The sequence below is a fragment of the Paenibacillus sp. BK720 genome (assembly GCF_011761545.1).
Classification (GTDB): domain Bacteria; phylum Bacillota; class Bacilli; order Paenibacillales; family Paenibacillaceae; genus Pristimantibacillus.
Map to the genome: position 1 here is coordinate 485,645 of NZ_JAASRQ010000002.1, position 12,608 is coordinate 498,252.

At 51.8% G+C, this 12,608-nt stretch carries 15 protein-coding genes; 14 read left to right on the forward strand and 1 reads right to left on the reverse strand.

The window, feature by feature from the left end:
• The first annotated feature begins 30 nt into the window (after positions 1–30).
• From FHT67_RS09030 to thiI, 9 genes are all read left to right on the forward strand, one after another.
• A complete protein-coding gene (locus FHT67_RS09030; protein WP_132306343.1) occupies positions 31–426 on the forward strand; it encodes a GntR family transcriptional regulator in 396 nt (131 codons plus the stop codon).
• Positions 427–431: 5 nt separating this feature from the next.
• On the forward strand, positions 432–1,130 hold the full coding sequence (locus tag FHT67_RS09035; RefSeq protein WP_132306341.1) for an ABC transporter ATP-binding protein: 699 nt from the start codon (positions 432–434) through the stop codon (positions 1,128–1,130).
• The gene (locus FHT67_RS09040) at positions 1,127–1,885 is read left to right on the forward strand and encodes a hypothetical protein (RefSeq protein WP_167197548.1); all 759 of its coding nucleotides are present in this window, start codon (positions 1,127–1,129) and stop codon (positions 1,883–1,885) included. Before FHT67_RS09035 ends, FHT67_RS09040 begins: the two co-directional genes overlap by 4 nt.
• A 179-nt stretch (positions 1,886–2,064) precedes the next feature.
• Entirely contained in the window at positions 2,065–2,973 is a 909-nt protein-coding gene (locus FHT67_RS09045; RefSeq protein WP_167198386.1) for a prenyltransferase, read from the forward strand.
• A gap of 44 nt (positions 2,974–3,017) precedes the next feature.
• Positions 3,018–3,746, forward strand: coding sequence for a DUF6081 family protein (locus FHT67_RS09050; protein ID WP_132306337.1), 729 nt, complete (start codon positions 3,018–3,020; stop codon positions 3,744–3,746).
• Between the two features lie 195 nt (positions 3,747–3,941).
• Positions 3,942–4,559, forward strand: a complete 618-nt coding sequence (locus FHT67_RS09055) for a nitroreductase family protein (protein WP_132306335.1) — start codon at positions 3,942–3,944, stop codon at positions 4,557–4,559.
• A gap of 144 nt (positions 4,560–4,703) precedes the next feature.
• A complete protein-coding gene (locus FHT67_RS09060; RefSeq protein WP_132306333.1) occupies positions 4,704–5,390 on the forward strand; it encodes a lytic transglycosylase domain-containing protein in 687 nt (228 codons plus the stop codon).
• 114 nt (positions 5,391–5,504) lie between these two features.
• Complete coding sequence (locus FHT67_RS09065) at positions 5,505–6,662, forward strand: cysteine desulfurase family protein (protein WP_132306331.1); 1,158 nt, start codon at positions 5,505–5,507, stop codon at positions 6,660–6,662.
• Position 6,663: 1 nt separating this feature from the next.
• Positions 6,664–7,884, forward strand: coding sequence for a tRNA uracil 4-sulfurtransferase ThiI (gene thiI / locus FHT67_RS09070; protein ID WP_132306329.1), 1,221 nt, complete (start codon positions 6,664–6,666; stop codon positions 7,882–7,884).
• A 30-nt stretch (positions 7,885–7,914) separates the two neighbouring features.
• Here the strand turns inward: thiI and FHT67_RS09075 are convergent, their stop codons facing one another.
• A complete protein-coding gene (locus FHT67_RS09075; RefSeq protein WP_132306328.1) occupies positions 7,915–8,616 on the reverse strand; it encodes a TerC family protein in 702 nt (233 codons plus the stop codon).
• A gap of 158 nt (positions 8,617–8,774) precedes the next feature.
• On the opposite strand from FHT67_RS09075, the gene FHT67_RS09080 reads away from it, so the two are divergent.
• From FHT67_RS09080 to FHT67_RS09100, 5 genes are all read left to right on the forward strand, one after another.
• Entirely contained in the window at positions 8,775–9,440 is a 666-nt protein-coding gene (locus FHT67_RS09080) for a TerC family protein (protein ID WP_132306327.1), read from the forward strand.
• 157 nt (positions 9,441–9,597) lie between these two features.
• Positions 9,598–10,083: a hypothetical protein gene (locus tag FHT67_RS09085; RefSeq protein ID WP_167197551.1), complete on the forward strand. Its 486-nt coding sequence runs from the start codon at positions 9,598–9,600 to the stop codon at positions 10,081–10,083.
• A 60-nt stretch (positions 10,084–10,143) separates the two neighbouring features.
• Positions 10,144–11,985, forward strand: a complete 1,842-nt coding sequence (gene typA / locus FHT67_RS09090; protein WP_132306325.1) for a translational GTPase TypA — start codon at positions 10,144–10,146, stop codon at positions 11,983–11,985.
• A gap of 29 nt (positions 11,986–12,014) precedes the next feature.
• On the forward strand, positions 12,015–12,329 hold the full coding sequence (locus FHT67_RS09095) for a YlaH-like family protein (protein WP_132306324.1): 315 nt from the start codon (positions 12,015–12,017) through the stop codon (positions 12,327–12,329).
• Positions 12,326–12,598, forward strand: a complete 273-nt coding sequence (locus tag FHT67_RS09100; RefSeq protein ID WP_132306323.1) for a hypothetical protein — start codon at positions 12,326–12,328, stop codon at positions 12,596–12,598. The genes FHT67_RS09095 and FHT67_RS09100 overlap by 4 nt, the downstream gene beginning before the upstream one ends.
• Positions 12,599–12,608: the final 10 nt, after the last annotated feature.

Sequence of the window (12,608 nt, forward strand, 5' to 3'; positions counted from 1 at the left end):
GCCGACAGATGGAAAGGAGAATCTTGACCCGTGACAATTGTATTTGACAACAATATGCCGATTTATATTCAGATTATGAACTATGTGAAGAAGCAGATTATTACCGGCAGATTAAATCCCGGTGACAAAATCGAATCGGTACGGGACATGGCCCTTGAGCTGCAGATCAACCCGAATACGATTCAACGTACGTTCCAGGAGCTGGAGCGGGAAGGCATTGTAGAGACAAGACGAGGACTTGGCCGATTTGTGACGAGTAGGGAGTCGACGATTATGCAAATCAAGAAAGAAATGGCGGGCGAGCTGCTCGAACGGTTTGTGCAAGGAATGAAGGAGCTTGGCTTCGAGAAGGACGATATTGTGGCCATCGTAAAGGATGCCGTAAAAGACGGCAAAGCGGAAAGCCGTACGGACAGGAGTGAATAAGAGACGTGGAATCGATCTTGGAGCTATCGGGAGTAACGAAAACGTATGGAGCCAAGCGTGCGCTGGACAATGTTTCTTTCAAAATCCAGCCCGGCAGGATCATTGGCTTGCTTGGCAGCAACGGAAGCGGTAAAAGCACGTTGATGAAAATCGCCGCCGGCCTTATGCCGCCATCCTCGGGCCAATTGCTCGTATGCGGGGAAACAAGCGGTCAGCGGACCAAAGCTTTGACTTCTTTTATGCCGGATAAGCCGCTGACGGAATCCTGGATGCGGGTCAAGGACGCGCTTGGCTTTTATCGGGATTTCTACCCGGACTTTGACCCAGCAAAAGCCGATGAAATGCTGCAATTCATGAAATTGCAGCCCGCGGACAGGATCAGCACGTTGTCCAAAGGGATGAACGAGCGGCTGCAGCTGACCTTGGCTTTGTCCCGCAACGCCAAGCTGTATTTGCTCGACGAACCGATTGGCGGCGTGGATCCGGTCGCCCGCGAGAAGATATTGGATGCGATCGTTAAATATTATAACGAAGACAGCTGCTTGATGATATCCACGCACCTGGTACGGGATATCGAACGGATTTTCGACGAGGTTATTCTGATCAAGAACGGAAGCATTGTCCTTCACGAGGAAGTGGAGACGATCCGGTTCTCGCAAGGCAAAAGCGTGGATGAGCTGTTTAAAGAGGTGTTCGCGGAATGATGAATTTGCTTAAGCTGGTCAAATACGATTGGAAACGGAACGCTGGCTTTTTGCTGATCGTCGGAGCCTTGTTCGTCATAACCGGAGGTGCGCTTACGGTGTACGGCGAGGTTAAGAACCTGGAGTCGGATCTGATTTACGTGCTGACGTTTCTGCTTTATTTGGCCGTAACGATTTCGCTCTGCGTAACGGTCTGCAGGACGTTCGAACGCAATCTCAGGTATTTTAACCGCCGGCTTCTTCCGCTGCCAGCCTTATATACGGTATTATCTCCGCTATTGCTCGGAATCGCGGGGCTGATTGTCATTGGCGTTGCAGGCGTAATCCATCTGCTTGTGCTTGGCGGCGTTGTGGATACGGTACACTTGCGGGTCTTCGATATTCTGGCGGACAGAGGCTTCTGGGCGATGCTGATCTCCAGTATTTTATTTGTAACGATCATTTTCTCAAGCATTACGGTGGCGAAAGTATTTAGAGGGAAAAAGGGCTCCTGGATAGGCGCGGCTCTCTTTATCGGGCTGCAGCTCGCCGTTCAATGGGTGGAAACGAAGCTGTTCCCAAGCATGAACGTGTCTACGGATCAGTTTTTCAAATCCGTTAACGTAAAGATTACGGATTCCGCCGATCAGGTCGTTCATGTGCAGGCCAGCGTTCCGAATTTTTGGGGACCGCTGCTTTATGAAGCTGTTATTATCGTCCTGCTGGTTTATATGATGACCTATCTGATTAACCGGAAAATTCAGGTTAGGGGCTAGGAGTTGCGATAGAGCTTTCTGAGGTGCTTAGCACCCAGGGAAGCTCTTTTTTTGTCAGATATTGATGCTTTCGCCCTATTCTTTCAGTTGACGGTCCGTTGCCCAAAGTGTTTCAATTAAATTTGATGAGGCTGGACGGATGAAGAAGAAGGGAGAGACATGCAGCTTTGAATAACATCATGAAGCAGTTTATGAAGGCATCGCGGATACGCGTGCTTCCGGTTATGCTTATTCCCGTTGCGCTTGGCGCATTGGGCGCTTTCGTGTGGGATGGCCGCTTTAATGTTTGGCTGCTCCTGCTTACGCTTGTTGGCTCGGGCGCAGCGCATTTGTTCTCGAATATGATCAATGATTTGTGGGACTACTACAACGGAACGGATGAAGCAGCCAAAGCAGCAGAAGGGGTTATATCGACCAATTCCGGCTATCTCACAAACGGTACGTGGACGCTCCGCGCATTCGCAGCCGTGACCTGGTCGCTATTCGGGCTTGCCGCGCTATGCGGCATTGTTTTGTCGGCGATTAGCGGATGGCCGGTTATCGTGTTTGGAGGACTTGGCGGATTGATCGCTTATTTCTATGTTGCGCCGCCCATACGTTTTGGCTACCGCGGCAAAGGCTACAGCGAAGTTGCAATCCTGCTGTCGTTTGGTATTTTGCCCGTTGCCGGCGCTTACTATGTGCAGTCCTCGCAGCTCGACTACCGGGCTTTGCTGCTTTCGCTTCCGATCGGACTGCTTACCACTCTTATTTTATTCAATCATCATTTCCTGCACTGGCAGGCGGACAAGCAGGCCGGCAAAAAAACGCTGGTTGTCGTATGGGGAGAACAAAGAGCGCTAGTCTTCTCCAGATGGCTGCTGGCTTTAGCTTACGTCTCGCTGGTTATTTGCGTGCTTGCGGACGCGCTGCCTTGGTATGCGCTGCTTGGACTTGCGACGGGCGTTCCTCTGTATGCCGTATACGGCAAGCTGAAGGAGCATAATCCTTCCCATGCCTATTTGCCGCTGATGGGCAATTCGGTTAAGGCGACTAACCGCTGCGGCTCTATCCTGATTGCCGCATTAATCATTCAAGGCCTCTTATAAGATAAGGGGTCGGAATTTCATCACGAAAGCTGAGGGGACAGAAGATGGGCAAACAATGGGTGCTTGGGGATTTCGATACGATTCTTGACGAAGGCAAAGTATGGACGATTGGCGGCTTCCCGCTGCCGGACGGAACATTCTGGCAATACCGCGAGCCGGATGCGGTAGTTATCGTACGCAACGGTATCCTGTACGTGCGAGCTCCGCTTAGCCGCAAGCATGACAAGATTCAAATTCTCGACAATGCAAAGCATATGTACTATTCGGCAAAGCCGGTGGAAGTGCCGGAAAGTGGCGAGATCAGCTTCGAGCTCCAGATCCGTGCTCGTACGCAGAATACGGCGCCCGGCGACTTGTACGACGGTTATGCATCGCTTAATCTGCTGGATTTCACGACAGGAGGCGCGCTGGACTTCTTTGCAGGCAATGACAAATACGCAAGCGTTTATGCGGTTTTGCCGTTCCCTGGCGTTTCGGTGCCGGAGACGGACAAGACAAGATATTTCTGCGTGTTCAAGGAATCGACCGATTTCCAGGCTCGCGAGTTTAATACGTACAAAATTACGTACAACCGCGATAATGACGAGATTGTCTTCTGCGTAAACGGTACGGAAGTACGCAGGGAGCGTAACGTACCGGTGAAATTCAATCAGTTTACGGTAGCGCTTGGCATTATGACCGAGAAGGATCTGACCCCGGAAGGCAGCGTATCCGTTCATGGCCAGACGGTAATAGGAGAGTACTCGCCAATTACGATTACGGTAACCGAATAACGCACGAAGACGAGGCCGTTCCTGAGGGAGCGGCTTTTTTTGCGATGTGCCTAGGTTCAAGGCAATTATTTACAATTGTAATAGGGTGCAGATTAAACAAAATAAATGGCGAAGTGCTTGACATGAAACTCGGAGTATTGTATTGTTACTAACATAAAGAAAGTTACTTATAAAATTCCTAGGAGGCAGACAAAAATGTCAAATACTTCTACTACAGCAAAAACGTTTCTTGAGGCCGTAAAAGCTAGACGTACTTATTATGGAATCAGCAAACAATCCACGATCTCGGATGACCAAATCGTAAGCTTGGTTCAAGAAGCAGTAAAATATTCCCCATCGTCCTTCAACTCCCAAAGCGCTCGCGCAGTGGTACTGCTTGGCGAAAATCACGATAAGCTTTGGAATATCGTAAAAGAAACGCTCCGCAAAATCGTACCTGCCGATCAATTCGCATCGACGGAACAACGCGTTGACAGCTTTAAAGCCGGTTACGGTTCGGTGCTGTTCTTCGAGGATACTGCCGTAATCGAAGGACTTCAGAATCAGTTCCCAAGCTATGCCGACAACTTCCCGAAATGGTCGAATCAATCCTCGGGTATCCTTCAATACGTGGTATGGACTTTGCTGGAAGAAGAAGGCCTGGGCGCTTCCCTCCAGCACTACAACCCGCTGATTGACGAAGAAGTGAAGCAGACTTGGAACATTCCGGCCAGCTGGCAGCTGATTGCTCAAATGCCGTTTGGTACTCCGACTGCCGAGCCGGGCGAGAAGCAATTCCAGCCGATTGACGAGCGCGTGAAAATCTTCAAATAAGATCGCTACAAGTAAAGCAGCTCCATGCGTTGGGGCTGCTTTTTGCATGCAAGGAAGCCGCGCTACTAGCCGTTATAAGTAAAAACATGTACAATAAAAACCGATACATCATTTATACCCTTTATTATTCGACTGGAGGACCCTATGAGTATCGACCCGCGTACGTTGAAGCAGCTGCTCCAGCTGCAGCTTTCACCAACTCTGGACTTTCAAACGGCGGCTAATCCGCTTGAGGCGAATAGCGGCGACGGCAGCACATCCATGTTTGACTTTTTGCTGTCTCAATATATGAACGGCGATTTTTCCGAAATGGATAGGTTCGAGCCAAGCACGCTTACTACCGATTCGCTTGCCAAGCTTGCGAGCGTGCCTAGCTTGTACAGTGCCGTATTAAGCGGCGGAACGGACCAGGCAGGCAGCTCCGCAGCATCCGATTATGACGCTATGATTACGGAGGCGGCGGCCAAATACGGCATTGATCCCGAACTGATTAGAGGAGTTATTCGTACGGAGTCCGGATTTCATTCCGACGCGGTTTCCTCCGCAGGGGCAAAAGGACTTATGCAGCTCATGGATTCGACTGCCCGCGGTCTTGGAGTAACCGATTCCCTCGATCCGCGGCAGAACATCGATGGCGGTTCGAAATATTTATCCTATCTGCTTGGCAAATACAACGGTAATGAACAAGTAGCGCTAGCCGCCTACAATGCGGGGCCCGGGCGAATCGACCGGCTTGGCATTTCAACGGACAGCGAACTGCTGGCTAACCTGGACAAGCTTCCCGAGGAAACGCAGCGGTACATTGGCAAGGTGCTCGGAGCCCGCTACTAGTCCGCTTCATTATCGGGTATTTGGTTTGGAGATACAACTTGCCTCTAAACGCGGCCGCTTCTTTTGAACGGTCCCGATAGAGGTTTTCTCTTTTATAGGAAAGGTGTTGAATATATGCTGTATTTCGATCATTGCGCATCCACCCCGCCTTACGCGGAGGTCGTGGATACGTTCGCGGAGGTTATGAAAGCCCATTACGCCAATCCTTCCTCCATTCATCGCGCGGGAGTTGAAGCCGACAAGCTGATAGCCCGTTCTCGTTCCGTGCTAGCGGAGCAGTTCGGCGTAAAGCCGGAGGAATGGCTGTTCACGTCGGGCGGAACGGAAAGCAATAACCTCGCCGTAAAAGGAGCGGTCAGACAATTCCGCAGCCGGGGAAATCATCTGATTACAACCCAGATTGAGCATTCCTCCGTCAATGATGCCTTCCGTCAGCTTGAACAAGAAGGCTTCCGGGTCACCTATTTGCCTGTTAGCAAGACGGGGCATGTGGAACTCAAGCAATTACAGGCGGCTATAACGGATGAGACGATACTGGTCAGCATTATGCATGTGAATAACGAAGTGGGATCCATACAGCCGATCGAGCAGATCGGCCGGCTTTTGTCGGAGTACCCGCGAATCTTGTTCCATGTGGACGCGGTGCAAAGCATCGGCAAGCTCCCGGTTAAGCTGAAGGAGTGGAGAATCGATTTGCTGAGCGGATCAGCCCATAAGCTTCGCGGGCCTAAAGGCGTCGGCTATCTGTATGTACGGGAGGGCTTGCAATTGCAGCCGCTGCAATCCGGCGGTTCGCAGGAACGCGGCATGCGGGCGGGCACGCAAAATGTACCGGGCATCGTTGCTTCCGCCAAAGCGCTGCGGATGAGCATGCAGGCCGAAGAGAAGAACCGCAGCCGGATGTACGCGCTGCGGGAGCGGCTGATCCGGCGGGTTGCGGACATTCCGCAGCTGATGCTGAACGGCAGCGAGGACGCGGCAGTTATGGCGCCGCATATCGTGCATTTTTCCTATCCGGGCATGAAGCCGGAAGTGATCGTTCATATGATGGAGGAGCAGGGCGCCATCATCTCGACGAAATCGGCCTGCTCGTCGAAGGATAATAAGCCAAGCAAGGTGCTGCTGGCTATGGGAGCTTCTTCCGAGCGCGCAGCGGGAGGGATCCGCATCAGCTTTGGCGACGAGCATACGGAGCAGGACATCGACAAGCTGGTGGATATGCTGAGCAAGACGGTTATGCAGCTGAAGCCGCTTGAAAGGAGCAAATCTTAACGTGATTTACGATAAAGTCATTGTCCGTTATGGCGATCTTGTCATGAAGGGACGCAACCGCAATCAATTCGAGAAGCGGATGCAGCAGCAGATCAAGCTGGCTCTGAAGAGCTTTGCCGCATTGAATTACGCCAAGTCCTTCGGCAGGATGACGATTTCCTTAAACGGTGAGTCGTTTGAACCTATAGCGGAGCGGCTGAAGGATGTATTCGGCATTATCTCGTTCAGCCCGGTTATTCAGGTGGAAAACGAGCTGGAGAGCATTCAAGCTGCGGCGCTGCAGTTGATGAAAGGGCTTGAGAAAGAACCGGCGACCTTCAAGGTTAGCGCGAAGCGCGTCTGGAAGCCATTCGCGCATCCTTCGCAGGAGATGAACCATCTGGTTGGTTCCCATGTGCTGCGCGCGTTTTCCGAGCTGAAAGTAGACGTGCGGAAGCCGGAAGTGGAGCTGCGCGTCGATATTTACGAGGAAGGCACCTTCGTCTACAACACGGTTATTCCGGGAGCAGGCGGTTTCCCGTTTGGCTCGAACGGTAAAGCGATGCTATTGCTGTCGGGCGGCATAGACAGCCCGGTAGCGGGCTGGATGGCCATGCGCAAGGGCCTGGAGCTGGAGGCGGTGCATTTCCACAGCTATCCGTTCACCAGCGATAAGGCGAAGGAGAAGGTTATTGATCTCGCCAGAAGACTGTCCTACTATGCCGGAGCGCCGCTGAAGCTTCACCTGGTGCCTTTTACCGATATTCAGACAAGGCTGGTGCAGGCTAAGCAGGACAGCATGATGATTACGCTGATGCGCCGCGCCATGCTCCGCATTACCGAGCAGCTGGCTGTCCGAAACGGTGCCGGCGGCATCGTAACGGGGGAGAGCCTTGGTCAAGTGGCCAGCCAGACGCTGTCCAGCATGAACGTAATCGGTCGGGCGACGGTACTGCCCTTGCTGAAGCCGCTTATCATGATGGATAAGCAGGAAATCATTAACGAAGCGGTGCGGATCGGAACCTTCGAAACCTCCATCCTTCCCTACGAAGACTGCTGTACGTTGTTCCTGCCGAAATCGCCAAGCACGAATCCGAACCTGAATGTTGTGGAGCGGGCGGAATCCTATATTCCGGAGCTGGAGCAGATGCTGCGCGAGGCCGTGGAGCGCACGGAGATTATGGAGCTGACGCCGGAAGCGCAGCCCGAGGAGAAGGAAGCAGAGGAAGACCGCTGGTTCTAATCTAAATAAATAAAAAAAGCAGAGATCCCGTTAAACGGTTTCTCTGCTTTTTTCTTGCACAGCCTGTTTTCTGCGGTTGTTCGTAAACAAGCCCGCAGCTACAATCAGTGCGATAATGAGGATGATGAACGCCCAATAGATAACCGGGTTTTCCTTGAAAAACTCCTCGAACGCTTTTTCGTGGGTGATCATCTTGGCCGCCGTATAACCGAGTACGCCGGAGCCCAGATAAATGATCCAAGTAAATTTGTTGATCAGCTTGATGAAGAGCGTGGAGCCCCATACGATAACCGGCACGCTGATCAGCAGGCCTAATGTAACGAGCAGCATGCTGCCGTGCGAAGCGCCCGCAACCGCGATGACGTTATCGATCCCCATGGCCGCATCGGCGATTATAATGGTCTGAATCGACTGCCAAAGCGTATTGCCGGCTTTAATGTCGCCATGCTGATCATCTTCCTGAACAAGCAGCTTATATGCAATCCATAGAAGCAGGATACCGCCAGCCAAATGGAGCCAAGGCAAATCGAGCAGCCGTACTACAACGATAGTGGCGATGATCCGGATGCCGATTGCGCCAACCGTACCCCACAGGACGGCTTTCTTCTGCTGGTGCTGCGGCAAATTGCGGGCGGCCATACCGATAACAATGGCGTTGTCGCCTGCCAGGATGAGATCGATAAAGACAATATTGAGCAGTGCCAGCCAAAAATCTACTGTAAATACATCCATTATTCGTGACCCTCCCTTCCGTCGAATGTCCAGTAGCCGCGAAAGACTTCCTTTACTACGGATGAAGGACGGGATAGGGTTCAAAAATTTTTGTGGACATCCTTCATAAAACTTGTCCGCTGCTCATACAGGTGGTAAGAGAGGGGGCGAACGCAAAAATGGATAGTGTGCTGACTTTTCTTCAAATTGTCCTGATTAACCTGTTATTAAGCGGAGATAATGCCGTTGTTATCGCGATGGCCAGCCAACAGCTTCCTCCGAAGGAGCGGAAGAGAGCCGTATGGTGGGGAGCGCTGGCGGCCGTCGGGCTGCGATGCCTGCTTACGCTGGCCGCAATCTCCCTGCTCCAGATTCCTTATCTGCAGGCTATTGGTTCCTTATTATTGCTGTATATTGCGGCAAAGCTTCTGGCGGATGCCGGACAGGAAGGCGAAGGCGACCTGGACATGCCCCGCAAAAAATCCACATCGCTGTCCCAGGCCGTGCGCACGATCGTCGCTGCGGATTTTATTATGAGCCTCGACAATGTCCTGGCGATCGCGGCGGTCGCGGACGGGGATACGGTGCTTATTCTGCTTGGGATCGCGCTTAGCATTCCGATGATCATTTGGGGGAGCCAGTTATTGGGCACGCTATTGCATAAATTTCCCCCGCTTGTGTATATCGGCGCCGGGCTGCTTGGTTATGCCGCAGGAGGAATGCTTGTCCACGATCCCGGTATGGACGCTCTTTTGTTTAACGGTTCACGAACGGCTGCCGAAGCTATACCGCTGCTCTGCATCCCGTTTGTCGTCATTATCGGTTTATTGAAGCGGAAAACTTAAACCATTTTCACAAACCGTTCACAGGTGAACGGTATTTTTTTGCAATGTTCCTTCTGTTCCCGCTGGTATTTTCATCGCAGTTCCTTTAAACTATGATAGATAAAAACTGGCGTCGTACGTCTGTATGGGGGTAGACGTTGTAAGGAGCGGAACGCAAATGCCTAATAACAAATATTCCGCTGGAATTATTGTGTTACTAGCCGGGGTCGTTATTTTACTGGGCAAACTTGGTGTATTCAGCTTTTTGGGGGCTATCTTCTGGCCGCTGCTCGTCCTCATTCCGGGAATTTTGCTGCATGTATTTTATTTCGGCAGGCTGCTTCCCGCGGCAGCGCTCGTACCGGGTGGAATACTAACCGTGTCTGCGCTGCTGTTTATGGTTTGTAACATTTTTGGATGGGATGCACTGAAATATTTGTGGCCGCTGTTCCTGCTTGGCGCAGCCGTCGGTCTTTACGAATATTATTTATTTGGCTCGTCCCGTCCGCGATTTGCGCTTACGGCGTCTGTAGCGCTTGCCGTTGCTTCAGCTGTATTTCTGTTGCTCGTCTTGTTATGGAGCTGGGGAATTTACCTTGTTGCGCTGGTCCTGATGGTTGCCGGCGGCTGGATGGTAATCACGAACCGCTCGCGCCGCTGGTAAATGTTCGGCAAATGTTGTGCAAGGAAAGAAAATTAGACAAAATGGAGTGGATTATTAGTTATGCAAGCAAGAGAAAACATCCGGAATATTGCGATTATCGCCCACGTAGACCACGGCAAAACAACTTTGGTCGATAAGCTGCTGCAGCAATCAGGTACATTCAGAGAGCATGAAGCTGTACAGGAGCGCGCAATGGATTCCAACGATCTGGAACGCGAACGCGGTATTACCATCCTGGCGAAAAATACGGCGATTACTTATAAAGACTACCTCATTAATATCGTCGACACACCTGGACACGCGGACTTTGGCGGTGAAGTAGAACGGATTATGAAGATGGTTGACGGCGTATTGCTGGTCGTTGACGCGTTTGAAGGCTGCATGCCGCAAACGAAATTCGTACTCCGCAAAGCGCTTGAGAGCAACCTTACGCCAATTGTCGTCGTTAATAAGATTGACCGTCCGAATGCCCGTCCTACCGAAGTTATTGACGAAGTGCTTGACCTGTTCATCGAGCTTGGCGCGAATGACGACCAGCTGGAATTCCCGGTTGTTTACGCATCCGCGCTGATGGGTACTTCAAGCCTTGATCCCGAAAAACAGGATGACAACATGCAGGCTATGTACGAAACGATCGTTAGCCACATCCCGCATCCGACAGAAACGGTCGATGAGCCGCTTCAATATCTTGTAACCTTGCTTGATTACAATGAATATCTGGGCCGTATCGCCGTTGGCCGCGTGAACCGCGGTATTGTTCGTCAAGGCCAAGCCGTTGCGGTTATCAACCGCGATGGTGCCGTGAAACAGGCGCGTATCGAGAAGCTGTTCGGCTTCCAGGGTCTGAAGCGCATCGAGATTGAAGAAGCGGGCGCAGGCGATATTGTTGCGATTGCGGGCATTAAAGACATCAATATCGGCGAGACCATTGCCGATCCGGCTAAGCCGGAAGCTCTGCCGGTCCTGAAGATCGACGAGCCTACGCTGCAAATGACGTTCTTGGTCAACAATTCTCCGTTTGCCGGCCGCGAAGGCAAATGGGTAACGTCCCGCAAGCTGCGCGAGCGTCTGTACAAGGAGCTTGAAACGGACGTAGCGCTGCGCGTGGAAGAAACGGAAAGCCCGGATGCCTTTATCGTATCCGGCCGCGGCGAGCTGCATCTTGGCATCCTGATCGAGAATATGCGCCGCGAAGGCTACGAGCTTCAAGTATCGAAGCCTGAAGTTATCATAAAAGAAATCGACGGCGTGAAATGCGAGCCGTACGAACGCCTTCTGATCGACGTGCCGGAAGACAGCATGGGCGCCGTTATGGAGAGCCTCGGAACACGCAAAGCCGAAATGGTGAACATGATCAACAACGGCAACGGCCAGGTTCGTCTGGAGTTCATTATTCCTGCACGCGGTTTGATCGGCTACCGTACTTCGTTCCTGACCCTTACCCGCGGTTACGGCATCATGAACCATGCGTTCGACAGCTATGGGCCTCTTGCAGGCTCAGACGTGGGCGGGCGTCACCAAGGCGTGCTCGTGTCGAGCGAGACTGGCACTTCGACCTTCTACGGCATGCTGGGTGTTGAGGACCGCGGTATTCAATTCGTGGTTCCGGGCACGGAAATTTACGAAGGCATGATCGTGGGCGAGCATACCCGCGATAACGACATCATCGTTAATATTTGCAAAGAGAAAGCACTGACTAACGTGCGTTCCTCTGGCAAAGATGATACGGTGAAGCTGAAAACGCCTCGTCTGTTCTCTCTTGAGCAAGCGCTCGAGTATCTGAACGACGACGAGTATTGCGAAATTACGCCGAAGTCGATTCGTCTGCGTAAAAAAATCTTGAATAAGAGCGAGCGCGAGCGGGCGGAGAAGCACCGCAAAATGGCGCAAGCAAACGCATAATCACCTGGCAGGCATAAGGGGGTCACGGCATGCAGCAATGGTTGAGCGACCATCACGCCGTATCGTATTTGCTTATTCTTGGATTTACGATTTATATCTTCAACAAAGTGTTCAGGGCTAACAATCAGAAGCTTCCGATTCTGAAAGAAGTGCTTGTCTACGTCCTGATGGCCATCGGCTCGCTCGTGCTGATGGTCCTTCAGGTCGACAAGCTTCCTATTATTCAATGTATGGGTATCGCCGTGCTGATGATGCTTATGCTTCGCGGCCGGCAAATCTACGACAAATGGAAAAATAACCGGGCCGGCGGCGGCGCCGTAAAGGAAGCTGATTCAGGCAAATGACGTTTGATGATGCCTTGTTCAACTGGCTGCAGATTCATATCGTGGCCGAAGACCGGCCGGATGATCGGGCGGCATTGGATACCCGCGACTTTTTCGCGCAAATATTGTCGGAAGATCACGGAGTTGCCAATCCGCATATTTCGGCAACGGATGCAACGATGGTTCATGTCAAATATGAGCGCAACGGACGCACAAAGCTGCAAATGTATCCGCGAGAGGCTGCCGAGCAGCTTCTCGTTGATATCCGGTCCAATCCGAAATATAACTGACATAAAGGTG

Excerpts from the sequence above, each read along its gene's own strand:
- FHT67_RS09040 (WP_167197548.1), top strand. The coding sequence starts at position 1,127 with ATGATGAATTTGCTTAAGCTGGTCAAATACGATTGGAAACGGAACGCT.
- FHT67_RS09045 (WP_167198386.1), top strand. The coding sequence starts at position 2,065 with ATGAAGCAGTTTATGAAGGCATCGCGGATACGCGTGCTTCCGGTTATG.
- FHT67_RS09050 (WP_132306337.1), top strand. The coding sequence starts at position 3,018 with ATGGGCAAACAATGGGTGCTTGGGGATTTCGATACGATTCTTGACGAA.
- FHT67_RS09055 (WP_132306335.1), top strand. The coding sequence starts at position 3,942 with ATGTCAAATACTTCTACTACAGCAAAAACGTTTCTTGAGGCCGTAAAA.
- FHT67_RS09060 (WP_132306333.1), top strand. The coding sequence starts at position 4,704 with ATGAGTATCGACCCGCGTACGTTGAAGCAGCTGCTCCAGCTGCAGCTT.
- FHT67_RS09065 (WP_132306331.1), top strand. The coding sequence starts at position 5,505 with ATGCTGTATTTCGATCATTGCGCATCCACCCCGCCTTACGCGGAGGTC.
- FHT67_RS09075 (WP_132306328.1), bottom strand. The coding sequence starts at position 8,616 with ATGGATGTATTTACAGTAGATTTTTGGCTGGCACTGCTCAATATTGTC.
- FHT67_RS09080 (WP_132306327.1), top strand. The coding sequence starts at position 8,775 with ATGGATAGTGTGCTGACTTTTCTTCAAATTGTCCTGATTAACCTGTTA.
- FHT67_RS09085 (WP_167197551.1), top strand. The coding sequence starts at position 9,598 with ATGCCTAATAACAAATATTCCGCTGGAATTATTGTGTTACTAGCCGGG.
- typA (WP_132306325.1), top strand. The coding sequence starts at position 10,144 with ATGCAAGCAAGAGAAAACATCCGGAATATTGCGATTATCGCCCACGTA.
- FHT67_RS09095 (WP_132306324.1), top strand. The coding sequence starts at position 12,015 with ATGCAGCAATGGTTGAGCGACCATCACGCCGTATCGTATTTGCTTATT.
- FHT67_RS09100 (WP_132306323.1), top strand. The coding sequence starts at position 12,326 with ATGACGTTTGATGATGCCTTGTTCAACTGGCTGCAGATTCATATCGTG.